Source organism: Parabacteroides sp. MSK.9.14 (genome assembly GCF_019041495.1).
Classification (GTDB): domain Bacteria; phylum Bacteroidota; class Bacteroidia; order Bacteroidales; family Tannerellaceae; genus Parabacteroides; species Parabacteroides merdae.
Window position 1 is genome coordinate 1 of sequence record NZ_JAHPXO010000033.1, and the last position, 25,167, is coordinate 25,167.

At 51.3% G+C, this 25,167-nt stretch carries 27 protein-coding genes; 9 read left to right on the forward strand and 18 right to left on the reverse strand.

Going from position 1 to position 25,167, the window contains the following annotated elements:
• The first annotated feature begins 255 nt into the window (after positions 1-255).
• From KTG12_RS16030 to KTG12_RS16060, 7 genes are all read left to right on the forward strand, one after another.
• Positions 256-753, forward strand: coding sequence for a GNAT family N-acetyltransferase (locus KTG12_RS16030; RefSeq protein WP_005807130.1), 498 nt, complete (start codon positions 256-258; stop codon positions 751-753).
• A gap of 392 nt (positions 754-1,145) precedes the next feature.
• A complete protein-coding gene (locus KTG12_RS16035) occupies positions 1,146-1,403 on the forward strand; it encodes a hypothetical protein (RefSeq protein WP_005807128.1) in 258 nt (85 codons plus the stop codon).
• Positions 1,404-1,448: 45 nt separating this feature from the next.
• Positions 1,449-3,179, forward strand: coding sequence for a ParB/RepB/Spo0J family partition protein (locus KTG12_RS16040; protein ID WP_005807126.1), 1,731 nt, complete (start codon positions 1,449-1,451; stop codon positions 3,177-3,179).
• A gap of 422 nt (positions 3,180-3,601) precedes the next feature.
• Entirely contained in the window at positions 3,602-4,045 is a 444-nt protein-coding gene (locus tag KTG12_RS16045; RefSeq protein WP_005807125.1) for a JAB domain-containing protein, read from the forward strand.
• Between the two features lie 531 nt (positions 4,046-4,576).
• Positions 4,577-4,855: a hypothetical protein gene (locus KTG12_RS16050; protein WP_005807124.1), complete on the forward strand. Its 279-nt coding sequence runs from the start codon at positions 4,577-4,579 to the stop codon at positions 4,853-4,855.
• A gap of 7 nt (positions 4,856-4,862) precedes the next feature.
• Positions 4,863-5,135, forward strand: coding sequence for a hypothetical protein (locus KTG12_RS16055; protein ID WP_005807122.1), 273 nt, complete (start codon positions 4,863-4,865; stop codon positions 5,133-5,135).
• A 33-nt stretch (positions 5,136-5,168) separates the two neighbouring features.
• A complete protein-coding gene (locus tag KTG12_RS16060) occupies positions 5,169-5,537 on the forward strand; it encodes a hypothetical protein (RefSeq protein WP_005807120.1) in 369 nt (122 codons plus the stop codon).
• A gap of 65 nt (positions 5,538-5,602) precedes the next feature.
• Here KTG12_RS16060 and KTG12_RS16065 read toward each other — a convergent pair whose 3' ends face one another.
• The 3 genes from KTG12_RS16065 to KTG12_RS16075 form a co-directional block, all read right to left on the reverse strand.
• A complete protein-coding gene (locus KTG12_RS16065; RefSeq protein WP_005807119.1) occupies positions 5,603-6,097 on the reverse strand; it encodes a WG repeat-containing protein in 495 nt (164 codons plus the stop codon).
• Between the two features lie 215 nt (positions 6,098-6,312).
• Positions 6,313-6,846 (reverse strand): glycoside hydrolase family protein, encoded by a 534-nt coding sequence (locus KTG12_RS16070; protein ID WP_005807116.1) that lies wholly within the window; start codon positions 6,844-6,846, stop codon positions 6,313-6,315.
• Complete coding sequence (locus KTG12_RS16075; RefSeq protein ID WP_005807115.1) at positions 6,843-9,029, reverse strand: type IV secretory system conjugative DNA transfer family protein; 2,187 nt, start codon at positions 9,027-9,029, stop codon at positions 6,843-6,845. Before KTG12_RS16075 ends, KTG12_RS16070 begins: the two co-directional genes overlap by 4 nt.
• Positions 9,030-9,180: 151 nt before the next feature.
• On the opposite strand from KTG12_RS16075, the gene KTG12_RS16080 reads away from it, so the two are divergent.
• Entirely contained in the window at positions 9,181-9,900 is a 720-nt protein-coding gene (locus KTG12_RS16080) for a DUF6088 family protein (RefSeq protein ID WP_005816027.1), read from the forward strand.
• Complete coding sequence (locus tag KTG12_RS16085) at positions 9,897-10,889, forward strand: nucleotidyl transferase AbiEii/AbiGii toxin family protein (protein ID WP_005807111.1); 993 nt, start codon at positions 9,897-9,899, stop codon at positions 10,887-10,889. Before KTG12_RS16080 ends, KTG12_RS16085 begins: the two co-directional genes overlap by 4 nt.
• A 48-nt stretch (positions 10,890-10,937) precedes the next feature.
• Here the strand turns inward: KTG12_RS16085 and KTG12_RS16090 are convergent, their stop codons facing one another.
• Genes KTG12_RS16090 through KTG12_RS16160 form a run of 15 tightly spaced genes read right to left on the reverse strand, consistent with a single transcriptional unit; the run spans position 10,938 to position 25,162 of the window.
• A complete protein-coding gene (locus KTG12_RS16090) occupies positions 10,938-11,609 on the reverse strand; it encodes a DUF1566 domain-containing protein (RefSeq protein ID WP_254189045.1) in 672 nt (223 codons plus the stop codon).
• A gap of 8 nt (positions 11,610-11,617) precedes the next feature.
• Complete coding sequence (locus KTG12_RS16095) at positions 11,618-12,130, reverse strand: hypothetical protein (protein WP_005807106.1); 513 nt, start codon at positions 12,128-12,130, stop codon at positions 11,618-11,620.
• Positions 12,127-12,978, reverse strand: a complete 852-nt coding sequence (traN, locus tag KTG12_RS16100; RefSeq protein ID WP_032534606.1) for a conjugative transposon protein TraN — start codon at positions 12,976-12,978, stop codon at positions 12,127-12,129. Before traN ends, KTG12_RS16095 begins: the two co-directional genes overlap by 4 nt.
• Positions 12,979-13,024: 46 nt before the next feature.
• Positions 13,025-13,804 carry a site-specific DNA-methyltransferase gene (locus KTG12_RS16105; protein WP_005807102.1) on the reverse strand — a complete coding sequence of 260 codons (780 nt, stop codon included), beginning with the start codon at positions 13,802-13,804 and terminating at the stop codon, positions 13,025-13,027.
• Complete coding sequence (locus KTG12_RS16110) at positions 13,801-14,154, reverse strand: hypothetical protein (protein ID WP_005807100.1); 354 nt, start codon at positions 14,152-14,154, stop codon at positions 13,801-13,803. Before KTG12_RS16110 ends, KTG12_RS16105 begins: the two co-directional genes overlap by 4 nt.
• Positions 14,155-14,168: 14 nt before the next feature.
• Entirely contained in the window at positions 14,169-15,314 is a 1,146-nt protein-coding gene (traM, locus tag KTG12_RS16115; RefSeq protein WP_005807097.1) for a conjugative transposon protein TraM, read from the reverse strand.
• Positions 15,311-15,700 (reverse strand): hypothetical protein, encoded by a 390-nt coding sequence (locus KTG12_RS16120; protein ID WP_005807095.1) that lies wholly within the window; start codon positions 15,698-15,700, stop codon positions 15,311-15,313. Before KTG12_RS16120 ends, traM begins: the two co-directional genes overlap by 4 nt.
• A gap of 12 nt (positions 15,701-15,712) precedes the next feature.
• The gene (traK, locus tag KTG12_RS16125) at positions 15,713-16,327 is read right to left on the reverse strand and encodes a conjugative transposon protein TraK (protein ID WP_005807093.1); all 615 of its coding nucleotides are present in this window, start codon (positions 16,325-16,327) and stop codon (positions 15,713-15,715) included.
• 6 nt (positions 16,328-16,333) lie between these two features.
• Entirely contained in the window at positions 16,334-16,726 is a 393-nt protein-coding gene (locus KTG12_RS16130) for a hypothetical protein (RefSeq protein ID WP_005807091.1), read from the reverse strand.
• A 42-nt stretch (positions 16,727-16,768) separates the two neighbouring features.
• Positions 16,769-17,902 carry a hypothetical protein gene (locus KTG12_RS16135; RefSeq protein WP_005807089.1) on the reverse strand — a complete coding sequence of 378 codons (1,134 nt, stop codon included), beginning with the start codon at positions 17,900-17,902 and terminating at the stop codon, positions 16,769-16,771.
• 21 nt (positions 17,903-17,923) lie between these two features.
• Positions 17,924-18,682: a DUF5045 domain-containing protein gene (locus KTG12_RS16140; RefSeq protein ID WP_005807087.1), complete on the reverse strand. Its 759-nt coding sequence runs from the start codon at positions 18,680-18,682 to the stop codon at positions 17,924-17,926.
• An 18-nt stretch (positions 18,683-18,700) separates the two neighbouring features.
• Positions 18,701-19,426 carry a hypothetical protein gene (locus KTG12_RS16145; RefSeq protein WP_005807085.1) on the reverse strand — a complete coding sequence of 242 codons (726 nt, stop codon included), beginning with the start codon at positions 19,424-19,426 and terminating at the stop codon, positions 18,701-18,703.
• Complete coding sequence (locus KTG12_RS16150; protein WP_005807083.1) at positions 19,423-21,960, reverse strand: hypothetical protein; 2,538 nt, start codon at positions 21,958-21,960, stop codon at positions 19,423-19,425. Before KTG12_RS16150 ends, KTG12_RS16145 begins: the two co-directional genes overlap by 4 nt.
• Positions 21,961-21,965: 5 nt before the next feature.
• Positions 21,966-22,445 (reverse strand): DNA-directed RNA polymerase subunit alpha C-terminal domain-containing protein, encoded by a 480-nt coding sequence (locus KTG12_RS16155; RefSeq protein WP_005807080.1) that lies wholly within the window; start codon positions 22,443-22,445, stop codon positions 21,966-21,968.
• Positions 22,446-22,456: 11 nt separating this feature from the next.
• Positions 22,457-25,162: a helicase HerA domain-containing protein gene (locus KTG12_RS16160; protein ID WP_005807078.1), complete on the reverse strand. Its 2,706-nt coding sequence runs from the start codon at positions 25,160-25,162 to the stop codon at positions 22,457-22,459.
• Positions 25,163-25,167: the final 5 nt, after the last annotated feature.

Here is a 25,167-nt window from a genome sequence, read left to right on the forward strand (position 1 = left end):
TTTGTTGCTCAGGTACTTATAAATAAAGTTAAATCAAAGTGTTGCGGAATTAAGGAAATATTCATTTCTTATGGATAATGTGAACTTTTCCGGGGAGTGGACGGGACATTTCAGACAGGCTGAAAATGGAACGGAAGTGATTTTTACAGAGTCAATTAGCCTAAAGAAATGGTGGTTATATCCTTTTGCATTGTTGTATTTGAAATTACAGCAGAAACGGTATATAGCTGACCTGAAAAGAAAATGTGAACAAGAATGAACGGATCGGCCAAGTATATAATACGCCATTTGCAAGGTAGTGAGAACCATTTGCTAAGAGAATTTCTTTACGAAGCGATTTATATCCCTGAAGGAGTCAAACCGCCCTCAAAGGACGTGGTGGATTTACCTGAACTGAAACTGTATATTGAGGACTTCGGAAAGAAAAAAGATGACTTTTGTCTGGTCGCAGACTGTGAAGGGAAAGTGGTCGGTGCAGTATGGGTACGTATTATGAATGATTACGGACATGTGGATGACAGGACCCCATCGCTCTCCATATCCCTATATAAGGAATACAGGAGTAAAGGCATAGGAAGCCATCTTATGCGTGAAATGTTTCGATTACTTGAGAGCAAAGGATATAGTCGCGTCTCTCTGTCCGTACAAAAGGCGAACTATGCCGTCCGAATGTATCTAAAACTTGGATTTAAGATCATCCATGAGACTGAAGAGGAGTTTGTCATGCTTAAAGATCTCTCACTATCCTACTAAAGACGGACAACCTCTTATATATGTCATCTTCTTCAAGAAGACATCTCCCTATTATATTATAGATTACCGGTAAATTATCGGTAATCTTTTTCTTTTATAGTTCCATAGAACATTTCTTTTATAATTCATCTTTTACCGCTTTCCGGCTTCATTCCCGCCGCACCGGCCTTGGTTTTATCAGATGCAAAGGTCTGCTGTCGCGCTTGATCCTCCGGCTTGAAGTGCATTTCCTGCAAATTCTTCCTTTCTGTGAAAGAGTAATTGGCAGGAAAAGCCGTCGTATGAAGCTGTACCGACAGCTGTAAACCGCATCCATAAAACCCCAAGGCGGTTCAAACGGGAAAAGAACCGACCAGAGGGAAATAAAAAAACAATTCAAAATTGACATCGACATGGATAAAATAAGATTGGTAGTTTACAACGAATATGCACTGGGCTATATCATGCCCCAACAACCCGACAAGGTTTGCACATTGGCAGACAGGACTACGCTCGGCGCACCGTTCCGGACAATGCTTGAACCCTATTTCATCGGAAAGAACGATACCGTAAGGCTGGCCGGCAGGAAAGACTTCGACACGTTCCGGCTATCGTTCGGGGGGTACGACAATACGCAAATGTACGAGTATGACACCAACCAACAGGAATAGCAGTAATCAGAAAATCAATGTATAACAAATCAAAATTTATGAATTATGGAAACAATGAACATTCAATCAGTAGCAGAGAAGAACATCGTATCAGTAGTTTTGGCAGATATTCAGCCGAGTAACTATAACCCACGCAAGAATTTTGATGTAGCAAGCCTTGCGGAATTGGCGGAAAGCATCCGTCAGCAGGGCGTCCTCCAGCCTATCGGGGTGCGTCCCATTGCGGAGAACCGCTTTGAAATCATATTCGGGGAACGCAGGTATCGTGCCTCACTCATGGCAGGACTGGAAGAAATTCCGGCAATCGTTCTGAATGTTTCGGACGAGACCGCCGAAGAAATGGCGGTGACGGAAAACCTGCAACGCAAGGATGTAACCCCTATCGAGGAAGCAAACGCCTATCAGAGGCTGATAGAAAGCGGACGGCACGACATTCAGTCTTTGGCCATGCAGTTCGGCAAGAACGAGACCTATATCCGCACCCGACTGAAGTTCGTCTCCCTTATCCCCGAAATAGCAGAATTGTTGGAAAAGGATGAAATCACTATCAGCGTGGCAAGCGAAATTTGCCGATATGGCGAGGACATCCAGAGAGAGGTTTTCGACAAGCACTTGAAAGAGGGTATCATGTTTGGCAGTTGGCGAGGCATGAAAGCGACCGAGGTGGCAAAGAACATCGAGCGCCACTTCACGACAGACCTTGAACGCTACAACTTTGACAAGACCCTTTGCCTGTCATGCCCCCATAATACCAACAACATGACATTGTTCTGTGAGGGAACATGCGGAAAATGCGCCAACAAAGGCTGTCTTGATGAAATGAATGCCGCATTTTTGACGGAAAAGGCAATAGAGACCATTAAGGCTTATCCTGCACTATCTCTAAGCCATGACGCATATTGCTATAATGCGGATGCGGTTAATCGCCTCAAGGAAATGGGCTATGAGGTTGTGGCACTGCAATGCAGATACAAAGACTACCCGACACTTCCCGAAGAGCCTGAAGCCGGAGAATATGATACGGAAGACGAATATAAGGAAGCTAAGGTTGAGTATGAGCAGGATATGAACGATTATATGGAAGAGGGCAAGGAACTTGTACGCAGGGCAGAAGTAGGCGAAATATCGCTCTTCGCACGGATTGGGAACGAAGACATTGTCAAATGTTATGTGGAGAATTCCATGATGAATGCCGTCAGTGGACAACAGGCAGGACAGGAACAGCTTTCCCCGATTGAAAAACTGGACAAGCAGGACAAGCGAAACAAGGAGATTGCCAGGGAAAAGACCGTGGAAGATACCAAAAAACAGATTTTGGAAGTGGATATGACCGAAACCAAGTTCGGGGCTGACGAAGAAAAGATGATTTATTTCTTCCTGCTTTCATCGTTGAGAAAGGAACACTTTGCCGCCGTTGGCATAGAGGGAGAACATTCGCCCTATCTGTCCAACGAGGACAAGACAAATATTGTGGCCAATCTTACCCCAAAGGCAAAAGCCGTCATCCGCAGGGATTTCCTGATTGAGAATTTCAAGAACGCATACGGAAGCAACGCCATAGCCGACATGTTGCTTGAATTTGCAGGAAAACACATGCCGGAAAGACTTGCCGACATCGAGAACGGACATAATGAAGTTTACGAAAAAAGACATCAGCGCATCGAAGAAAAGAAAGCCGTCCTTTTGGTGCAGGAACAGGCCAAACAGGAAGCAGAGCAGACTGAAGCCGATGCGGACAACGAAAAACAACCTCAATCCCAAGAGGTTGCTGCTTGACCATAATTCATAGTTGATTTCAGATGCAGGGCGGAGAAATCCGTCCTGCTTTTCTGTTGAGTGCCGGAGGCAGACCGGCGCCGCCTGACCTTTTTTATACACCTCCCTGTCTTTCGGCAGTCTCCGTCTGCTGAAACAGTACGGACCGGGTTCTGGCTGATTCCTACAGGCCGCACGGGCGGTCTTCCGTCATCGGCCGGCCCGGATAACCTTTATAGCCGGACCTCTTATAATACCCCGGTAGTCTCAACATTTGTTTTCAGCGAAGTTACAGCATCTTTCCGGACAAACGCAAGATCCGGGTGAATTTGGGAAACAATCTCCAATCCTGCGGATAGTATTCTTTCCCAAAATCTTGCACGAAGTCCAGACAGAGCTGTGCACGGGCGAAAAAAATTGTTTCACCTTAAATCTTCGTTATTATGAATACATTTTCTTTCCCTCAGATTTCAGTAAATTACAAGGATGCCGATGCTGCAAAACGTACCTTGGTAAACTCCTCCAGAGTGAGCTACGACATCTTCAAGGAGGCATACGATGAATGTATGCAGCATCATGAGGAATGCTGGGTGATGTTCCTCAATCAAGCCAACAGGCTTCTCGGACTCTCCTGCATATCAAAATGCGGCATCAGCCAGACCGTTGTGGATGTCCGTATCATCCTGCAGACGGCTCTTCTGGCCCATGCCTCGGGCATAATCCTCAGCCACAACCACCCGTCAGGCAACATGGTGGCCAGCTCCAGTGACAATGCCATCACAAGCAAACTCAAGAAAGCCTGCGAAATCCTTGACATCACTCTCCTTGACCATATCATCCTCTCGGATACAGGCTATCTGAGCTACGCGGACGAAGGGATGCTTTGACAGCATCTCTTTTCACGGCAAATCCCGTTATACTGCCGCCCTCATGTGCGCCAGGCGGAGACTGTTATAAAACCTTCATGCACGACGGCAGCCCTGGGCTGCTGTAAGCACTCCGGTCCGGATCTGTGGCTGATGACGGAATCCGGCACGGGCCGTATTCTGCCATCGGCCGCTCCGGGAACCTTTATAGCGGCACCTGTTTTAACGCCGTCCGTCATAAGCCCCCGCCACCACCCTTATCCCTTTCTATTTTCCCTCTTGTATTGACATGAGAGTCATTTCTTCTTTCGTCGTCCTTCCCGTCGCCGCGTGGACTTTACTGGTGCGAATGTAGGCGGTCGAGCCTGTTCCCTCCGTTTTGAAGTGCATTTCCTGCAAATTCTTCCTTTCTCTGAAAGAGTAATTGGCAGGAAAAAACATCGGGAGAGGCTTTGACGACCGTCTATCGATGCACCGTAAATCCCGAAGCGGCTCCTCCGAAAAGGAGGCCGAACAGAGGGAAGAAAAACAAAATCGTTAAATATCAGAATTATGGACAAGGACATCAAAGAAAGCAGAGAGTACCGTCTCGCTAAAGACTGGGAAATGGCAGTCAACAATTACAGTTTCAATCCGGCTCGATTTGCAGCAGCAATACCGACCATGCACCCGACACTGCAGCAAAGCCTGTATAGGTTGATTAAAGAGTGCATCAAGGTTATGGCGGATGACAGCCGCAGGTACGACGAACGCAATATGGCTTCGCACGAGGAAGCGAAATGTATCATGGAGTACCTGAAAGAACACGGGAGAAACATACCATTAAAGTGATAGACCGATGAAAAAGAAAGAGGTGGAATTTGCCGGCAGAACTTATTCTTGCCGTGTGGTGAAATCAAATGAAGGTGAAGAACTCCTTATCGGCTCAACAGGTTTGCTTGACGCACTCCAGCCCGGTAGTTTCGACAGCGAGAACGAGGGCTTTGCGAGTAAGGAGGCTGAGAAATTATACGATGAGATTTTTTTCTTCACCGATGCCGGAAGTCTTGAGCTGCCGGATGACGAGCTGGTTGAGATGCTGAAAGAAGACAACCCGGAATGGTTTGAATAAAATGAATATATAAATCTATTAAAAATCAAGATTATGGATAAAGAGTATGTAATGAGAGTGGCTGCGACAATTCGCGAACAGCTGGTAACGATGACCGACACGCCGGTCCTTATGTCATGGGGCATCGGGGAGTTTATGGCAACAGTATTCAATGACCTGCCGGGACTGAAATTCCATGTAAACGGAAGACTCTTCCAAGGGGAAGTGCTGATCTGTCTGAACGGCTCGGACTATTATGAAGTATATCTCCGGAACGGGACAGACATAGAGTGCCTCAGTGACGAAGTCTGCTTCGATGAACTGGGAGAACTGATAGACCGCCATATTGAAAGCGGAACTGACAAAGAGGAATATGCACGCTTCTGTGAACAGGCAGCCATGTCATTCGGATTTGGCAATTGAGGAAGTACTGTACTTATAGGCTAACCCCGAAGGCTCGCATCTGAACCTCCGGGGTTATTGCTGTGTTATGGATGTGTTTTGTCCTTGTCTGTATCTTGATTCTCACACCGGTTCCCTTGTTTGTCAATGTAGTACCAGTCATCACTTTCCCAATACCAGTGCTCGCTGCCGGAGCCTGCCACCTCTTTCCGTTCCCCCGAATCGGTGACTTTCGCCTTGCCACCCTCGAATGGATAGCCGAAGGCAAAACGAGGACGGATGACGGTCTTGCCTGTCTCGTCTGCGTAACCGATACGCCCTTTCCGGTCCACTATGCGGTACAGTCCTTCACTTACATAGTCGTCTCCGTTGTCATATTGAAACGCTGCATAATGTCTTGCACTGCCGCAACTGCACAGCAGCAATACGGCACTCAGATAAATGATAATCTTGTTCATGATGCGGGTTGTTTTCATTTGATAATCTGTATTTGTTAATGTCAAGGCAGCAGGAACTGCATGTTGAAACGGCAGAACAGCATCCTTCTTTCCCTGATTATATTCATGTCTTCTTTTCTCCATATTCCATTCAATGATACCAAGTAAAAAGCCAGAAGATTAAACACAAATCAATCAGCCACAGACCAAGCGGCAATAGTAACTGAAGCCAGAAATATTTTTTATCCTTTTTTTTCAGGATATCGGCGGTAATAGGCTTGTTCTCTCGCTTTTGTGAAATATTTCTTTTCTATCCTGGAAAATTGACGGAAATACACCGAAAGATTCTCCCTTCTTTTTTACTCTTCAAAAAGCAGCAGATATTCCACCTTCCTTCTCCGCTCGATGCTCGGAACTACCTTGCCTTTATAGCAGCGGAAGGAAATGTACTCCTTGTAAATATCCCTGTTTCCGGCTTCCAGTTTTTGTATCAGCTTGCTTTTGGGAAAGTCTTTGCTACCTAAAAGCCGGTACGGGCCTACCTGGTAGGCAAGACACGAGAGCAACGTAGAATCACGCCCGAATCTGCTGAACAGACGGCAAAGTTTCATCATGTCCGCTCGCAGGATGGAGTCTCCCTGAGCTTTTGTGATGTCGTTGGTAAAACTCTCTCCGGGAAGAACCTTATGACCCCATCCCACATAGGGCCAATGTTTTTTCTCACCATGCCAACCCTCATAGTATTTCGTGCATCTGATTGCCCTCTCCAGCGGTGGCAGCTTGTATATGGACAGTTGGGCAGTTCCCGTTTCTGTCCCATGCCTTTCCTTCCCATAGACTGTTGCCACTGCAGATACCAGCAGTATGATGACAAACATCCTTACGTGCTTCATTTCGCACCCCGTTTGTTCAACACATCCTTGATCATCTCCTTCACGTCCTGACCCACCTGCACGAAGTTCTTGTACAGGATGCGTTCCCGTTCCTCCCTCGATTTGAAGGTGTAGAATCTCGGCAGCGGCACATACGCGGCTTCCTCTTTCTTTATCTCTCCCATATCGAAGTCCGTCTTGCAGAAAAACTTTGTGGTCTTGAACTCTTCCGACTCCTGAATGTTCATCGAGCCGCCTACGCCGGTCTTGGTTTTCACGAAGTCCCTCGCTGTCTGCCCGCATATCCATCCCGTTGCCATATCGGAAATCTTTGATGCCGGCACCAGACTGTCCATGTTCTCGTTCAGGTTAATGCTGGTCTTGTCACGGTCAATGGTCACGCCCTTCTTCACTTGCACGACCTTACCGAAAATGTCATTCGACAGCCATTCCAGTGTCTCTTTCGAGCGGGCCGAACCGCTGACCACGTTACCCACGGTCGTGATGATCTTCTGCATACCTACCTTGCCGTAGTCGGCCTCCAGCTGCGGCAGCTCCTGGAATCCCAAGGTCACGCTCACCTTGTTGCTTCGGGCAGTTCCTATCAGTCGGTCTATCTTGTGGAAATACAGCGTCGGCAGCTCGTCCACGATGATGCTCACCGGGATGTTCTTCCCTTGGCCTGTATTCACTCGGGTGACAAGACGGTTCAGGATAAGGGCGTTCAGCGCACCGATAATGCTCTCCATCTCCGGGTCGTTGGCGATGAGCAGGTAGCTCGGGTTCTTCGGATCGCTCACCTTCAGGTCAAAGTCATCCCCGTCACGGTGGAATATCCAGTACGATTCCTTGGTCGCCAGACGGGACGTATAGACACGCAGCGTACCGATCATACCTTCCAACTGCTCCATGGCCTTGTTCCTGAAGGCAGTCTGGAACGGCCCGAGCAGCGGTGCCACCTCGTTGTCAGTCTCCAGTACCTCAAAGATGGTCTGATAACTTTCGTTCAGGAACGATAATATGTGCGGCATGTCCGAATACTTTCCCAGCCAGTAGGCCGGCTCCACGATGTTGCCGCCCTCTTTGTCACGCACGACTCCGGTCGGCTTCCAGAATTTGGTTTCCGGGTCCTGACGTTTCTCCGCATACAGCATGTTTCCGTCCTTGTCATACGGCTCCCGTTCGTAATTGACAAAGAAATAGATGCAGGCAGCAAGGAAGTTCACAGCGGATGTCTGGAAAAACTGGTCGCTTCCGCCGCCACCTTCCTTCTTGCCCTTCTGCAATGACTCGAGCAGGGTTTCCGCCGTCTCACTGGCTGCCGCCAGGTTGTTGATGTATTTTGCCTGAATAGGATTGACACGACGGCTGTATTCCACGTCCACGAAGTTGATCATGTTGAACTTGCACCCCTTGGGAACTCTTCCAAGTTTCTCGTTCAGCTTGTAATGGTAGTAAAGTTTCGTGGCAAGTGTCGGGAATTTATAGTCATATACAACCATGGCAAACCCCTTGGCACTGTGCTGACGGATGAACGGTTCAATGATACTGAATGTTTTACCCGAGCCGGGAGTTCCCACGACCCACGTCCCGCGGAAAGGGTTGCTGATACTGACCCATCCCTTGCGGAACTTCCCCTTGTAATAGTAGCGCATCGGGATATTCACGCTGTATTTGTTCTCCTGAATCTCTTCGCTCTGCTCGAAACTCTCGTTCTCGAAGTTGAAGCGGTCCTTCATCAGGCCCTCCTTGATGAACTTGGAGATATTGTCCAGGGCTATATGTACCAGTATCACTCCCACGAGCGAAGCCGCCATGTATAGGATACGGTTCAGCGGCAGCGTATAGAGCCGCATTTCCATCGGATGTCCGAACAGCCATACGGACAGGACAAGCAGAAGCAGTCCGCCGGTCAGGGGAAAAATCACCTGCTTGCGGGCGTTGAACTCCAGATGCTTCTTGTTCCTCGTACCGATACAGGTGATGCAGATCAGCAGTATCGTGGCTATCTTGCTGTACACGAGATGGCCGTCCTGATAGATCGTCCATCGCTTGATACGTCCGTGGATGTCAGTCAGTATGCCGCCCCACTGGTCGAATACTGCCGGGTCAATGGCATACTCGAAGAACTCCAGCAGAACCGACACATAGACGACTGCACGGAATATCTTGTAGAATCCTTGTAACTCTTTGCTTTCTTCCATTTTTTATAGCTTTTTTATTGGGTTGTGGTTCTGATCGCCTCGGATATTGTTGGACTTGATTATTTTGATTCAGACGAAAATAAATGTCATGTTTTTGCAGTAAAAAACAAGACTTTTCTTATATTTGCATCCGGAACAAAACGATTCGATTATGGTGATTACTAAACAGGTACAGGAAATACTGGACGCCACGCCTCCGGGCAAGGTGCTTACCATTGCCGATTTCAATGTGCTGCCGGAGTACCAGCCTGCGTTGGTCAAGGCACTCAGCCGTCTGGTGGCAGAAGGCTCTATCTGCAAGATTGCCAAAGGACGGTACTACAAGCCTAAACAGACGGTGTTCGGCACATTGAAGCCTCCGGTGGCAGAGGTGGTCAAGGACCTTCTGGAACGTAACGGCAAGCCAATCGGCTATATGACCGGTACGGCAGCATTTGCGCAGTTGGGGTTGACGACACAGATCACATCGGCCATTACGATAGGCACGAACAAATACCGCCGGCCTATGAAACGGGGCGAATACAGCGTGTCCTTCCTTGTACAGCCTAATGCAATCACACGGGAGAACATTCCTCTGCTGCTGATCCTTGACGCGCTCAAATTGCTCCGTGAGATTCCGGCAACATCACCTGACGATTGTGTGCGGGGCGTTGCTCGGCTGATAGCCGCTCTGTCCGAAGGCGATCTGGAGAAACTGGCGGACCTGGCCGAAAATTACCAGCCGTATGTCCGGGCATTGCTGGGTGCCATTCTGGACAGTCTTGGAGCTGACACCCGACAATTGCGTGCGACACTCAATGGGGTCACGACCTACAAACTTCCTGTCACCGCACAGGCTTTACCCACCAAATTAAAATGGAACATCGTATGAGACTACACGAGAATCAGCAACTGTTTGCCGATGCCATAGAAGCGGCTGCACGTCCGGTACAGGACGGCGGACTCGGCATCAAGAGTATCTTTATCGAGAAAGACTATTGGATCTGTCGTTCGCTGTCGCTTATGGCTACCGGAGACAAGGATAATCGTGCCATTTTCAAGGGCGGAACTTCCCTGACCAAGGCCTACGGCATCGGGGCACGTTTCTCCGAGGACATTGACGTGGCCATCGCCGAAGCATGGACACTGAGCGGAAACCAGCTAAAGAACCTCATACGCCGTACATCGAAGAATATGACAGCCGGACTGGAGGAACTGGTCATCCCCGGCATGACAAGCAAGGGATCGCATTACCACAAGGCGTTTTACACCTATCCACGGGCCATAGATACGGAACAGGTCGGAGCAATCCGGGCTGGGCAACTCCTGGTAGAAATCAACAGTTTTGCCAATCCATATCCTTTCGAGCGGCGTTCTCTCTGCAGTTTCCTGACAGAGTTCCTGCAGGCTACCGGCAACAACCGTATGATAGAGGAATACGGGATGCAGCCGTTCGAGGTCAATGTGCTTGACCGTCGCCGCACGCTGACCGAGAAATTGGTGTCACTCATCCGATGCTCGCTGGCCAATCTGTATATGCCGCAGTTGACGGCCAAAATCCGTCATTTCTACGATCTGCATCATCTGCTGAAAGATGAAGAGTGCCTCACGTATCTTCATAGCGATGCTTTCCCCGAAGATTTCAGGTCACTGCTCGAACACGACCGGCAGAGCTTTGACAAGCCCGAAGGCTGGCGTGACCGGCGACTGGAGGAGTCCCCGTTGATGACAGATCTGCCGCAGGTTTGGGGCAACTTGCAGACAGTTTACATGGGTGAACTCCCGGATTTGGCATATCGTGCCATTCCGGCCCCCTCGGATGTCGAGGAAAGCATACGTCGCTTGATGGCATTACTGCGTGAATTCGGCTCTGGTTTGTAATCGTATGTTGTCCAACAATGTCAAAGAACGCAATCGTATATCTCTGGTTTACCGGTTGATGGTTATAATCGGGCGTACCTTGTGCGCCTGTGTCTTGGGTGTTTCCTGTATGGCTCCGCTGCCCATCGAGTAAAGCCAGGCTTTTGCCGTTTCCTGTTCGGCCACTTCCGTGGATGTCCAGTACCAGCAGTCGCCGTCGGTCAGGGGCAACGGATCGCCCCCGCACTGTTCGATGACAGGATTTACCGTTTCCCGGATAGTATATAGCAGACGCATCTGTGCCACCGACGGAACGTATGCGCTCTGCCCGTAACACCAGAGGTCAAAGACCGTTTCCGCCATCGGCGAAGCCGTTTCCTTCGTTTCATATAGAGCGAATGTATTGGCATTGCCGTCATGTGCCGCGAGGTCCGCAGATGTGCCTTGGGCAATACCGAGGCTGTCGGCAAATGCCTGCGGGGTGATGTCCCACAGGTAAACCGCGTAGCCGTTTCCTTCCGCACCCTCATGCTGCCGGGTGTCGAACACGACGGCCACAGCCTTTTTCCCGGATTGCTGGTATTCCGTGTAGGACAAGGCCGTTCCGTCCTCGCACAGGACATGTCCCGGGCGGACAGCCGTGTCCGGTACGTCTATATGCGCGTCACAACCTGTCACGGCGACTGCTGCGACAAGTACCGGTACGAACCGGCTCACCTTTCTGAAAATGTTCTGTTTCATCTTTTCCCTTATTTTATCGGTAGTTTCACACCAAGGGCTACACCTACCCGAAGCAGATCCGCGCCCTTTATCATCAAATCACTCTTCGCCTGCCAGTACAGCGTCCATCCGGACCGCAGCACGTAATTGTGCTCGTAACCGAAATGCAGGCCGCCCAGGAACTTCTTCGTGTCGCTTCCTGCCGAAGCTCCTATACGCAGGTTGCCGTAATGATTGCGGCCCCGTACCACGCAAGGCTTGTATGCCACGCCAAAGCCATAGGTGCGGTAGTTGCGCCAGAAGGATTCCGGACAGATATGGCCGCACGGGCCGCATTCGGCCCACTGCAGGTAGCCGTTGGCAAAGAACTCCCACGCGTGCCGGTAGTTCATTTCATGTTCGTATGAAAACGTCACGTCCATACCGTTCCTGTAAAGCAGCCCGACCCCCAGTGAAAGACGGCCGCTGTTGCGTTGTGCGTTCGCGCTGAAGGCAAGGCACATGCAGGCAAACATCAGAATCAGAGTCTTTCTCATAATCATTCCTCCTCCAGCAGGTCAGCGTTAAACGAATCGGCAGACAACACATCCTCATAATCGATGTTCAGGCTGATATTGCGGCCGCTGATTTGCTTTTCCGTCATTTCGACAGTCAGCAGCTTGTCGTTCGGGAAGGTCATCTTCTTGATGACAAGCACATTCCTGTAGCCATGTCGGAATGTCTTTCCCGGTTCCAGTATCATCGCCGGAGTAAGCTCGATAGTCTGGGCGTTGGTGGCCTTGGCGAGTTTCTTGTCAACGAGCTTTACCCTGATCTCATCGATGTCGAAACGGATGTTCGTCTTGTTCTCTATGGAAAAGTCTATGAAGAAGTAGTCCCCGACAGAGTATATGTTGTTCAGGCGCATCACCATACGGTGTGCCTTGGTGGCCACATTCCTGATTCTCGCCGGAGAGTTCCAGATCCGTCTGGCAAAGCGCGTCATCTCGGCGGTTGACATCGATACTGCCGGATTGTTGTAGGCGTTGCGCTCGTGAGGGAGTATCTCCTTGTCCGTTACGGCTTCCTTAAGCCGTGTGGTGTAAACCAGCGCGTATTGCGTGCGGTAGCGTTCCGTGATGACGGTCACGATGGCAATCACCTCGCCGTCCTCGTGCCCGGCTTCTTTGGGTTTCAGCCGTACAATGTTGTCCAAAGGCTGGTCGCCAACCACCTTGTCGGTGGAAATGTCCACCATGCGTACCGGCTCCGATGCCGTGATGACGGTCGTCACCTGTTCGTTGACCGTCAGTTGTTCCATTTCCTCGTAGGTCGTCTGCGCCTGTGCATTCCGCGTTCCCAGCAGTCCGGCTGTCAGAAGAAATACCGTTCCGATTTTCTTGAGATTCATATTCATGTCGTTGATTGTTTATATTCCATTTGTTTTTCTTTTACCCTTATGTCGTCGTATGTATTCGCTCCAGTTCTTCCCGGATACGGAGTTCGGCGATGTCGCAGTACTCCTTCACGGTCTCGAATCCGATATAGTGCCGTCCCGAACGGATTGCGGCAATGGCAGTCGTTCCGGACCCGATGCAGTTGTCCAGCACGGTGTCCCCCTCGTCGGTGTAGGTGCGTATCAGGTACTCGACCAGTGCCACAGGCTTCTGGGTCGGATGATAGAATGCCCCTGTCTTGTGTTCTTTCGGGATGAAAATGACCGATGTCGGATATTTGTTGTCCGCCATGCGTACCGGTACCAGCTTCATCTCCCCGTAGCACCGGTTCGTGAAACTGCCTTCCGTCATGCTGCGTCCATGGTTTCTCCTTTCGGGAGGGCACGGTGTCATCTGCGGATGATACACGGGCTGCTTCATGTAGAACACCAGAATGTCCTCATGCTGGCGCAACGGCATCCGGTTGGCATTGAGATGGCCCGTAACACGGTCCTTCTGCCATACGAGGTTATAACGCCAGATTCCCGGTTGGGAAAGCATGAGATGCGCGGAGAATATTCCCTGGGCGAACAGGATTATCGGACTGTCCGGCTTGATAATCCTACGGTACTGCTCCCACAGCGGACCGAGGGGTATCTGCCTGTCCCAACATGCTGACCGGTTGCCGCGGTTCAATACACCGTAAGGCAGGTCGGCGATGATGGCATCGACGCTTCCCTCCGGCATACGGCTCATGCCTTCCAGGCAGTCCATGTTGTATATCTTGTCCGTCTCTATCATATCGCGTTGTTTTTCGGCCCTCCAAGCTGCAGGGCACTCGCCCAAGTACAACGTCCCTTCCGGTTTTCCCGGACCTCACACTCCCAGAAGGTATTCATCTCCGCGTGCTTGAAATTGACCGCCCCGTCTCCCGGCCCGTAAAAGCCGGTGTATTTCTGGAAGGCGAACAAGGCGATTTTCCGCCCGTCCTCTGCCAGAAAGTTGCATATTAGGGCGAAGCGTCCACCTTTCTGCCACCATTGGGTACTCACGAGTTGCCCGACGAATGTTTCGGCCTTGTCGGGAGCGAGGAAGTCATCGTAGTAAAAGCCGTCCGTTCCCTCATGTAGTTTTGAAATATCTGTTTCCATTGTCTCGAACCTTTTTATTTCCTTTTTTCCTGACCATTGACCAGATAGACGAAAGTCCCGTATTTCAGCTTGACCTTGTTTTTCTTGATGGCCTTGCTGATGGCGTTGCTCGTCTTCTGGTAAGCGTTGTTCACCGCCTGCATTCCCCATTGGGCGAGGCTGTTCCCTGTAGTTCCGGTACTCATGCTCATGTTGCCCGACATGGCACTGCTGGCCACATCCTTGCTCGTTTCCCGGAACTGGCTGTTCGGTACATACAGGCCCTCCATACCGTCCGTGTCATAAAGCGCGAGACTGACCTTCACAAGCTCGTCGTCCACAAGGATGCTGTTGATGTTTCCCTTGACACGTCCGGACGAGAAGCCGCTTACCGTGGCGTACAGGTACGTACCCCGTTTCACTACGCACTCGTCTATTTCCACGTCATCCAGCAGGCGCAGCCTGATGCGCGAGCCGTCCACAGCCTTGATGTCCTCGTCTATGATGGCCTGGATCAGCTTCGGTTCACGGGCATCCTTCGCCAGCGTGTTGAAATAGTCCGAGGTGGTCTTCACCTTGCGGACTACCGCGCTGGGCGGTTCGTCTGCCGACGGTGCTTGCACCGGACGTTTCTCCTCGTCGATGGTGCCGGCCTCCGGTACATTCTGCGGCGGAACGGTGTCCGTGGTATCCGCCTCTTCAGGGGGCATCACCATGTTCTGTCCTTTCAGCCGTGCTTCGGCAAGGGCCTTTTCCAACTCCGCGAGTGCTTCCTGTTCACGCTCTTTGGCGGCGGCAATTTCCGCTGCCGCTGCTTTTTCCTGCTGTTGCTCATCGAGCAGGGCGATGTCATCCTGCGTGTATTGTGATTCATATTCTTCCTTGTTTTCATCAGGTTCGTCTCTTTCTATGTTGCCGACCGCCGAGTAGTCCTGTATCTTGCCCCACGATTTCTCCATGTTCTCGTATTTGCTGCCAATGCCGTCATCCTTGATCTGCGCTTCCGGCAGTTCCGGATTCAGGAATTCCGTTGTCTGCAGCGTCTTGTCCGGTATATCCGCCGTTTCAGTATGAAACAGGTCGAATATGAAGTAGGACGCACCGAGCAGAGGGATATAAAGAATGGCAGGGAGCATGTACTTCGGCTGTCTGAAATTGATTTTCTCAAATATCTTTTTCATGGCAAGTCTGTTTTGCTACGGTTTGTATTTCCTGTCCCGGTTTCCCTCAGTTCCTCTTCCTGCAACATCCTGTGCCGCTCCCTCAATACCGAATCCTGCATCTCTGTCGCTGTCCTCTCCGCCGGCTGGTGACGATATACCACTGTTATACGGTAGATGTTCCATGCCAGCCCGCCCAGCACGAAAGCGAACACGATGACCAGAAAAAGAGTACGGTGCACGTTGGCAAAGCCCTGCACCTTGGCTGCCGCCTTGTCTATACGGGTCGCCTTGGCAAACTTGCGTCCGGCTTCCACATCACGCTCATAGCGTTCCTTGTACTTCGGATCATTCCTGTCAGGCATCTTTTCGCCCAGCAGCATCCGTCTGAATCCCTTGATGTTCATATCCTTGATTGTTTAATAGTTGCTCTTGCTTTTCTGTTCTATATCCTTGTTAAGGAGAGTGCGCCAGTTCACTATCAGCAGACCGTGAGGGTTGTTCTCCGTTCTCGGTACACGCTTGAGCTGACCGGCTGTCACCAGCTCACGCATCAGGATGTTGCTTCTGCGTTCGATTCGCTGGCGGCCGTAATAGGTGAACTCCATGGTGCTCTTGTCAAAGCGGATGCTGTCACAATAAATCGAGAACACGGCACTCGTGCCGAGGATGTTGGAGTAAAAACCTTTCTCCTTAAGAGTGTTATATTGCGCCAGACCTGTTTCGTCCACCAGATACATCGCCTTTTCCATCGTGTATTTGATGTATTTATCATCAGGCGGCAAGGTGAAGAAATAGTGGTGGAACATCTCCACATGGCTTTTGGCTTCCACATCGAGCGTTTCCTCCATTGTGGTGCGGTTGACAAGAATGGGCACGTTGCCGTCCAGCACGTACACCTTTTTCTGTGCATCCGACACCATTGTCCTGGCTGTCCAGATGCTCGATACGCTGATGATGACACATCCCACGAGAAAAGCCGTGCAGATAATGCCCACCAGCCGTATCTTGTTTTCCAGATGCTTGATAATCATATCGGTTTATTGTCTTATTCTATTCAACTTCATTACATATTCATTGTGCAGCATCGGTATGATTGCTCCGTATGACTCCTTTTGGAGTTTCTCAAACTCCTTGGTGGTGATTTCCGTATAAAGTCTCAGTATGACTATCTGCACAAACACCCACCAGATGCCACGCCTGCGTTTCGATCTGTTTTTCTGCAACTTGGCGAGTTGCAGGCGATAGGTCAGATAAGTCGTCAGTGGGACGAAATACCGATCATCCAGGTCAAAGGCATCGTCCAGTTCCTTGTACTTCTGGTCGGGACGTTGTTCCGATACATGACGGATTTCTTCTTGTACGCGCATATTCACATAGTTCACGAACCGTCTGTCTTGATACCATTCTTTGATTTGTTCTTGTACGTTCATACTTTTTTATTTTTAAGGATTGTTGTTTATATGTTTTTTATCTTATCTCATGATTGCCCCGATACCGCCTGTCGCTGTCATCTTGGCCTGCTGTGCCACGCCTTCTCCAAAATTTCTCGTACTGAAGGCCGTGTCGCCCTCCGGTATCATCCACGCCGCAAGGTCAGGTACAAGGTTCAGACATTTCAAGGCTACAATGCTTGCCGCCATCAGATAACCGGCGGAGAAGAAACTGTTCTGCAGGTAGGCCGCCATTGTCTGCTCGCTGGCCGTGATTGCGGTCAGGTTTTCCACCTGGATGCACAGCACGATGTCGAAAAGGAGCAATACATAGAAGCCCACGAAGTAGAGCATGGCCCCGTAGAAATGTACCGTCAGGTAACGTGTCAGCCATTTTGCCCAGGAACCTTCCCATTTCGGCAGCAGAGAGAACGCCCATTGCAACGGGCCGAATATCGTCAGCATACCGAGCAATATCTGCTGGCAGTAGATCGTCGCCCACCAGCCTATGCGGAACACGACAAGGGCAATCAGCATGATGATTTTGTCTATTCCCACGACGACACCGGCCGTCAAGGAGGTGAACCACAGTTCCGCCGCATCCTTTTCCATGCTGGTCACTTCATCCACACCGGTCTGTTCCATGGTCGCCTCGATAAGGTTGGGGTCTGATGTTCCCGTGTGGGCGACATCCGCCTGTGCCTGCAGGCTGTGGTACATCGTGTCCCTTACGTGGATGAGCTGCTGCACTTCCTCGAACTTGTCCGCTATCTGTGTGGCTTCCGCCTCGTACAGGTCATGCGTGTACGAACCGATGCAGTTCGGGATGTAGGATAGGAAGTCCAGAAAACACCAGTTGCTTCCGCTGCCGGCCATACCCGTGTCTGCAGGCGGATACCACCAGCAGAGAACGATGGAAACAGCCAGCGGTCTGAACAGCTTCATCACATCCAGCGGCTCATGCTTCACCATCATCTTGTAGGCCATACCTGCCGCCATGACAAGCGAGAACAAGGCGGCCAGAGCCATGCACATCTGCAGTATCCACCAGAACGGCCCCTGCGAACCCGTAAACGTCGCGTCCGTGAGGAACTCGTTCGTTTGAAAAATCACATCGTCAATCTCCTCCTCAAGAAGATTGATACCGAAATCAGTGAGTATATTTCCGTCTGCCATTTGCCGTCTGTCTTTTTAGTTTCACCTGTTTACACTCTCTTCACCGTCACCTCCGGAACTGCCGCCCGACTGTGAGCCACGCACCGCGAGACGCGATTCGTTCCAGCGGCTCATGGCTTCCCTGATGACGCTGCCTTTGTCCAAGGTACGGTCCGAGGTCGCGTTCAGCAGGTTGCTCGTCAGGGTGGCATTCTGCCGTTTGGCGAGATAGCTGACAAGAATCTCATTCTGCTGCACCACGTCTTCGTAGATTCGCAGATACTCTTTCTTCCGCTGCGCATTGGGCATATAGGCATCCCTGGTAGCATCAATGGCGCACTGGAAAACATGGTAGTATTCCGTCCAGCGTTCCCTGTCCTCCGGGGTGCCCCCGGCAGGAAGGATACGGTCGATGTTACGCTTCATCCTTTCCATCTGGCCGTTGATCTTGTCACCTTCGGCAAGCCAGGCGATATCAGCCTGTCGGTCTGCCACGTTCAGGGCCTCTATTTTCGCGCGGCTCACCAATGCCGAATCGATGGATTCGGCTTCGTCCGTCTGGTTATAGAGGTTGATGCCGGCTGTCGTGCGGAACCCCAGTTTGTTCTTTGCCGCTGCCGATTTCTTGTATTTGTTGTGTAATGCCCAGTAGTACAGTTCCGGCGTGAGGGAGCCCGCACCGGTTTCCATGACCGTAATCTGGTTCTGCTTCGGCGAGTCGTGGTTATAGGTCACATACTGCGCCTGTGCCGTTGCTGTTGCAATGATCGCAACCGTCATGAGCATGAGTTTTCTGTTCATCTTTTTTCCCTTTTATCGTTAGTAATCCAGCCTTCCGGAGTTGCGCCAACGTCCGAAGGCTCCTTCAATTATCTCCTGTTTGGTATGTTCACGGTATATCTTCGACTTCCAGTAGCCGATTCTTACCTGTATGTATCGCCAGGTCTCCATATAGGCCCGGTTCAGATGCCGTTCGATGTCGTCCAGAGACCTGTTCACGGCCTCCAGCACCATCAGCAGATCCGAAGTGGAGCAGGCCGCCGCTCCCGTGGCATACAGCGCCAGGTCGCTGACCGACTTGTAGAGTTGCTCCCCGTCATGGGCTATATCCCGTATGGCTTTCTCGTTGATGGTGATGAGCAGGGCGTCGGAGGGTTCGATGCGTCCGCGTTTCAGCACCTTCTCGTGAAATGCCTCCAGCATCGACTTGTAGTCCGCTATCCGGTCACTTACCGTATTGTAGGTGTTCTTTGCGTTCAATACCGTGCGTAACGACTGGTACATCACATCAATGACATCAAAGGCACGGGTGTACCGGTCAAGGTCGATATTCAGTTCCTTGTATTCGCCGACCTCCTTGCGGCTGTATTCGTGCAGCAGCTGGTTGCTGTACTCAAGGGTACTTCGGGCCAGCAACAAGCTACGCTGCTTCTTATGGTCATTGATATAGGCTTCAACGGACACCACGTCGAATGTCCATTGTGCTTTGACGACATCAGGCAGGAGTGCAAGCAGCACTATGGTTATCAGCAAGGCCCGTTTCATGGTCTTTCCTCCTTTCTCCCGCTTCGCAGGCTACGGGCGTTTTCCACCCAACGGTCATGGCATTCTTCCACGAGAGTGAGGCGTCGCCCTTCGTCCATATTCAGATCCGGAAGGACATCCTTCAGCACGTCGATGATGCTGCGCTTGTAATGCATCATCTTTTCCAGGGATACCAGGTCGGCGTATATCTGCGTAATCCGGGAATCCACTTCACGCGCGATTTCAAGACGGTCACTTGACCACAGCAGGTGGTACACCTCTCCGGTAGAGGTATCTTCCATCGGGGTGGTACGGGCATATTCCGTCGTGATCTTGCATGACGGATGCTCCCGGGCGATTTCCGCGATACGTTCATTCACGATCCGCTCTTTTTCTTCTTCCGGAAGGTCCGGGTCGAATGTCAGCACGTCGGCCACATACGTGTCGGTGTATTGCGAGGTCAGTTCCCAGCTGATCTGTACAATGGCACGGTGAATCTTGATGCCGAGGAAGTATTTCGGCTTGCGTGCTATGCTGATGGTTGCCTTGAAAGTTATCTCGCCGTCTATATTCGGCATGGTCGCCTTGCGGACGAACGTGTATCCGTTCCACGAACCGCCGTCCTGCCACGACAGACTGTAGGCAGTCTTGCAGTCCTGCATGATGGCCGGGATACGGTAGTAGTCGTCCGTCGGCACGTCATTGTCGTTTGCCGCTTCCTGCTTCGCATCCGCGTATTCCTTCTGTTTCTTCTGCCACTCGGCCAGTTCTGCCTTCAACTCTCCGATACGCGTCAGGTTGGCGTTGTACTGCTGCCTGTAAACGGCAGCATCCTCCACACTGGCCTCGGATATTTTCTTCAGCAGCTCCTTGTTCTCATCCTCCAGTGCCTTGATCTGTGATTGAAGCATGGCTACCTGGTTGTCTGCCTCCCGTATCAGCTCATCCAATTCCGAAAAGTCAAGTTCATTTTCCGTCACGGAGGTCTGCATGGAGCAATCCTTGGTATGGGCATTGGGTGAACCGCCGCATTTCCTGCATTTGTACTGGGTCGAACCTTGGCCCAGAGTAGCCCCGTCCGAGCAGGTGACGCTGATGGTCACGCTCTCGCATCCTTTAAGTTTGGCGGCATCCGTTGCCTGATAGTAGTTCCACGCGTCGGAAGCTATGTAATAGACATAGCCGTCCTCGTTTTCGTTGAATTCCGACAGACGGGCATTGAGCTGCGCCTTGAAGGTCTCCAGATCCATAGTGTAGGAATCGAATATCTCTTCATACACGATTTCCTCATGGTTCCAGCTTTTCTTGACATGTATCTCGTAGGCGTAAGCCTTCTTTGTCTGCTTGCCGCCGCGGCTGATGATGTAGGCGTTCTGCCAGTAGTTGATGCTGTAAGTGTTGCCGTCATTCTGGTTGTTGAGCTGCTGTACACGGTTTCTCGACCATCCGGCATATCGTTCCGAGTTGGAGAGAGCCTGTTCCCGCTGCGAGGCATTGGGATAAAAACCGGGGTCGCTCGTTTCGAAACGGGTCCACTCACCGCCGTTCAGGATGCTGTTGTCGTCCGTGGGCGGGTAATAGTCACACAATGACACGCTGCCCTGGTCACGTCTGGCGATGTACCAGCGCTGCGTGTAATAAGTCCCGGCTTCGTCGTCTATATAGTCACTGATCCAGCCGGCAAGGTCGTAATCCCCGAACTCGAACAGGCCGGCCACGTTGTCAGGACCGCCGATCTTGTCCAGCAGCAGGTTCCCGATACCTTGTTCCGCTTCCTCGAACAGGCCGGAGTAATGGTCGTACAGGTTGGCAATCTCGCTGACCTTGCCCGAAAGCAGGTTATGGAACATACTTTCAGGCAGCAGGGCATCGCCGAGATTACCCGCACCGGCCGTTGCCAGACCGACACCCAGATTGTAGAGATTGTCAAGGTCGCTTTGCAGGTTCTCCCGTGTAAAGCGGTCAGGAATCCGGGAAAAATCGTCCAGCATCCGCTGCCAGTCTATACCGCCCAGTTCCGAAAGTTTCAGCAGAGGCACGACCTCGCTGTTGATCTCCAGAAAAGCGATGTCCGAGAACGAAAGTGTACTGTTTGTCACAACGCTTTCGAACTGCATACACAGGCTCTTCGTCTCATCGCACACCTTCATCAGGTAGCTACCCCAGTGGATCGCTGTCTGCGGGGAGTGAAGCATCTGCTTTGCCACCACCCAGATTTTCGGTATGATCTTGTCGGCCACCATGTGGTAGATACGGCGGTAATAGTAGTTTTCCGTGCTGCTACACCAGATACCGAGGTCCGAGAGTGCTTTGTGTTCCAGAAATTTGGAAGAGAAAATTCCGGCTGCCGCCACCTCCGCCGCCGTATAGTGCTTCAGGATGTCATCGACCTGCTCACGGTAGTAGCTTTCAGCCACGACCTCCGTACCGAACGCGGCTGCCATTGCCGCCACGGTACGTGCGTCATAGTTCACGCTGTAATACTGGGCGTGGACATGCTGCGTGAAGGCAAGCAGCAGAACTGCAAAGACAAGTGACAGTCGCTTCATGTTCATTCTGTTCAACGGTTGAAAATATTACCTCTCCGCTTGCTGCGGTTGTTCTTCTCAGGTACTCCCTGCAGGGCCAGTATCAGCTTCTCTGCTTCCTCCATAGCCTCGTATGGGGACAGACCCCTGTATCTGACATACAGGTCTCTGGCTACTTCATACCGGCGCTGGTCCCACTTGACCTCCTCCGATTCCTCGAAACGCATGATGGTAGTGACGTCTTTGTCATCCTCGGTTTCAAATCTCATATATGCGTCCAGATCCTCTTCGGTCATGCCCAGTCGCAATCCGAAATTGCCCAGCATTTCTTCCATGTGCGCGATGCTCCTTTCCCCCAAATGGCGGAAATGAAGCAAGTCCCAGTTGCTGTGCAGGCACAGTTCCCGGATGGTGGCAATATCGTGGCTGTTGCACACGTTGCGGATGCGGAGAGCGTAAGGCTCAACACTGAACAGTTCCGCTATAGGTCGGTCTATATCAAATTTTCCCATTGTATCTGATTTTATTGTTTTGCTTTCAGGTTCAGTACCCGTCCGGCCTCGTTGACCTTCTGGGCGAATGTCAGGGACTTGCTGATGCCGCTGGCATCCCAGTCCCGGCAATAGGCTTCGATGGCTTCCTGATGGCTGCACCGGAGCTCCCTCTTGTAGAGTTTCAGGGCTTCCTTCTCAGCACGTTCGGTCGTGTAGGTCATGTAGCATTCATGCGGCTCTTCCACGCCATACACGCCGCTTGTCGTTCCCCTTCGTATGAATACCTCCCGGAAGAACGAACGGCCGTCCTTGTTGTCCAGACGGTTGATCGTGAATATCTTCTTGCAGTCAACATCGGTGAGCCCGAGAATGGCCTTGATGGTGTCGAAACGCTCCTTGAACTTGCTTTGGTCAAGCAGCATCACCACGTCGCTGTTGTTGATGATGGCCTCTTTAACGATTTCACTGCCGATGATGTCCTGTATCTCCTGTGTCACAACGCCCACGCTGGCCCAGAACTTACGGGCCGTCTTGTACATGAACTTGATGTACTCGGCCATCAGCGGACTGGCAATGGCTTTCCAGGCTTCCTCGATGACAAGCACCTTGCGGTTCTTCTTGATTCGCATCTTCTGCAGGAACACGTCCATGATTATCAGCGTGACAAGCGGGAACAGCAGCGGATCATCCTTTATACTGTCAATCTCGAACACCACGAAGGTCTCGTCGAACAGCGAACTGTCCATGTTCTCGTTCAGGGTCTTTTCATGGTTGCCGCCCCTGTAGAAGTCCTTCATCATGTAGCGGTAAGTCGAGAGGTCTATGCCCGAAATGTGGTTCTCGTGACAGATGTCCGGAATACGCTGGACGGAGTATTCGTAAAATGAATTGAACGAGAGTTCTTCCACCTTCAACTCCTTGCGCCTGCGTTCCATTTCGTCTATCATGCACTCGATACGGCTGTTCCGTTCCTGCTCGCTTTCCTCACGGTTCCCGTCACGGTTGCGTTCGTCTATGGCGAGGCTTTTTCTCAGGTCTTCCCGCTGCATGGGCGTGAAGCCGTCGAAGCCGTTGAAATACGCATCGTAATAATCGGTGATTACATTTTCCACCAGACGGTCTTCCGTCTTCGTGACTGTTCCCTGCGTGCCCTTCCAGATCAGCAGGACAAGATTCTTTAGGAAGCCGGTCTTTTCCACGTTCATCTCTTCCTTGTGGATACGAAACGGGTTCATCGTGATGGGGCGTTCCTCCGTGTAGCTGATGTACTTGCCTCCCAGATACTCGCACAATCCCTCGTAGGAGTTTCCGGTATCGACCATTACGATGTCTGTACCCTGTTCGTGCAGCTGGCGCACGACAGAGTTCATGTGGAAGGATTTCCCGGAACCGCTCGGCCCGAGGGCAAAAAAGTTCGAGTTGTCCGTCAGCTTCTGTCTGCCTTCCTTGCCGGTGATGTCGATGGCGACAGGCACTCCCTGGCGGTCAGTGTAATAGACTTTCACCGGGGTGTCTTCGCTGTGCTGCACACGTTCCTTGTACATCAGGCACATCGCCGCGTCCGATAGGGTCAGGAACCGGTCATACTCTTCATTCAGGCTGTAGCAGTTGCCCGGGAACGAGCCGACGAACAGCTCCAGCTGGTTGTAGGCTCGTTTGGAAATATGGATTCCCATTCTACCGAAAGCATTCTCCAGATGATTCGTACACTTCTGCAGGTCCGTATCGCCGGACACGGCCACTATAAGGTTGAAATGGCTGTACACGAGCTGCTTGCTCTCGCGGGCAATCACCTCCTGTACACGTTTTATGTCTTCGACCGCTGCCTGGTTGCTCGGGTTGGGAATGCTCGCGTGCCGGTTCTTCTTCTTGTCCAGCAGCGAAAGTTCACGCTTCTGGTTGGGAAGGAAGATGACCTGGTTATAGACCACTGTATCGGCATTCGGAATGCTGTCAATGGCCGAGACAAGATCCACGGGCATTTCCGTGTTGTTCACTTCTATATTGGTATAGGGTCTGATCATCGAAGGCAGCGAGATGCAGTCCACGTCCACGAGACTGTACACCTTGCAGCGCTTGTCACCCATCGAGACGCTCTCGTCGTCCGACTTGAAGTTCGTCATCGAGATAATACGGTCCTTGAAGTTCATGGCGAAATACCGGTCCACGTAATCGCTTGCCTCGGATTTGTTCAGGAAACGCGCCTGCACGCCGCTGTCCCGCAACTGGTCCTGTACCTTGCGGATCTTGACAAGGAAATCACGCCATTTCTTGTTGTCGAACGAGAAAAGGCGGCTTTTCCTGGCTTCCTGCGTGATGGTCAGGTAACACATGCTGTCCGTGTACGCCCTTCCCTTGAAATACCGGAAATACGATTCAGAAAGGAACTCCTGCTTCCCGGTATCCTCGTTGACAAAACGCTTCCTCACGAAGATGTCCTGCTTGTGAATGGCATAACCTTCTCCCAAGGTCAGGGCAAGGGCGGAGAACAGATGCGTGAAATCGTAGTAGCTGTCTATGTTCGCCGAATACTTCTGTACCGGATTCTCGATCTTCAGCATGGCGGAATATTCGCCCGTCTTGGTGTACAGGACACCCACGCCTTCCGTGTCTTCCACCGAGAAATAGATGTCCTGGAAGATACGCTTGCGCTTGCCTCCGGTACCGAACGCATGGACGGATATGGCCATACCCGCGCATAAGGCAACGAAAATCAGGATAATGTATAGGGTCATTTCAA

Coding starts and splice junctions, on each gene's coding strand:
- KTG12_RS16030 (WP_005807130.1), top strand. CDS start 256: ATGAACGGATCGGCCAAGTATATAATACGCCATTTGCAAGGTAGTGAG.
- KTG12_RS16035 (WP_005807128.1), top strand. CDS start 1,146: ATGGATAAAATAAGATTGGTAGTTTACAACGAATATGCACTGGGCTAT.
- KTG12_RS16040 (WP_005807126.1), top strand. CDS start 1,449: ATGGAAACAATGAACATTCAATCAGTAGCAGAGAAGAACATCGTATCA.
- KTG12_RS16045 (WP_005807125.1), top strand. CDS start 3,602: ATGAATACATTTTCTTTCCCTCAGATTTCAGTAAATTACAAGGATGCC.
- KTG12_RS16050 (WP_005807124.1), top strand. CDS start 4,577: ATGGACAAGGACATCAAAGAAAGCAGAGAGTACCGTCTCGCTAAAGAC.
- KTG12_RS16055 (WP_005807122.1), top strand. CDS start 4,863: ATGAAAAAGAAAGAGGTGGAATTTGCCGGCAGAACTTATTCTTGCCGT.
- KTG12_RS16060 (WP_005807120.1), top strand. CDS start 5,169: ATGGATAAAGAGTATGTAATGAGAGTGGCTGCGACAATTCGCGAACAG.
- KTG12_RS16065 (WP_005807119.1), bottom strand. CDS start 6,097: ATGGAGAAAAGAAGACATGAATATAATCAGGGAAAGAAGGATGCTGTT.
- KTG12_RS16070 (WP_005807116.1), bottom strand. CDS start 6,846: ATGAAGCACGTAAGGATGTTTGTCATCATACTGCTGGTATCTGCAGTG.
- KTG12_RS16075 (WP_005807115.1), bottom strand. CDS start 9,029: ATGGAAGAAAGCAAAGAGTTACAAGGATTCTACAAGATATTCCGTGCA.
- KTG12_RS16080 (WP_005816027.1), top strand. CDS start 9,181: ATGGTGATTACTAAACAGGTACAGGAAATACTGGACGCCACGCCTCCG.
- KTG12_RS16085 (WP_005807111.1), top strand. CDS start 9,897: ATGAGACTACACGAGAATCAGCAACTGTTTGCCGATGCCATAGAAGCG.
- KTG12_RS16090 (WP_254189045.1), bottom strand. CDS start 11,609: ATGAAACAGAACATTTTCAGAAAGGTGAGCCGGTTCGTACCGGTACTT.
- KTG12_RS16095 (WP_005807106.1), bottom strand. CDS start 12,130: ATGATTATGAGAAAGACTCTGATTCTGATGTTTGCCTGCATGTGCCTT.
- traN (WP_032534606.1), bottom strand. CDS start 12,978: ATGAATCTCAAGAAAATCGGAACGGTATTTCTTCTGACAGCCGGACTG.
- KTG12_RS16105 (WP_005807102.1), bottom strand. CDS start 13,804: ATGATAGAGACGGACAAGATATACAACATGGACTGCCTGGAAGGCATG.
- KTG12_RS16110 (WP_005807100.1), bottom strand. CDS start 14,154: ATGGAAACAGATATTTCAAAACTACATGAGGGAACGGACGGCTTTTAC.
- traM (WP_005807097.1), bottom strand. CDS start 15,314: ATGAAAAAGATATTTGAGAAAATCAATTTCAGACAGCCGAAGTACATG.
- KTG12_RS16120 (WP_005807095.1), bottom strand. CDS start 15,700: ATGAACATCAAGGGATTCAGACGGATGCTGCTGGGCGAAAAGATGCCT.
- traK (WP_005807093.1), bottom strand. CDS start 16,327: ATGATTATCAAGCATCTGGAAAACAAGATACGGCTGGTGGGCATTATC.
- KTG12_RS16130 (WP_005807091.1), bottom strand. CDS start 16,726: ATGAACGTACAAGAACAAATCAAAGAATGGTATCAAGACAGACGGTTC.
- KTG12_RS16135 (WP_005807089.1), bottom strand. CDS start 17,902: ATGGCAGACGGAAATATACTCACTGATTTCGGTATCAATCTTCTTGAG.
- KTG12_RS16140 (WP_005807087.1), bottom strand. CDS start 18,682: ATGAACAGAAAACTCATGCTCATGACGGTTGCGATCATTGCAACAGCA.
- KTG12_RS16145 (WP_005807085.1), bottom strand. CDS start 19,426: ATGAAACGGGCCTTGCTGATAACCATAGTGCTGCTTGCACTCCTGCCT.
- KTG12_RS16150 (WP_005807083.1), bottom strand. CDS start 21,960: ATGAACATGAAGCGACTGTCACTTGTCTTTGCAGTTCTGCTGCTTGCC.
- KTG12_RS16155 (WP_005807080.1), bottom strand. CDS start 22,445: ATGGGAAAATTTGATATAGACCGACCTATAGCGGAACTGTTCAGTGTT.
- KTG12_RS16160 (WP_005807078.1), bottom strand. CDS start 25,162: ATGACCCTATACATTATCCTGATTTTCGTTGCCTTATGCGCGGGTATG.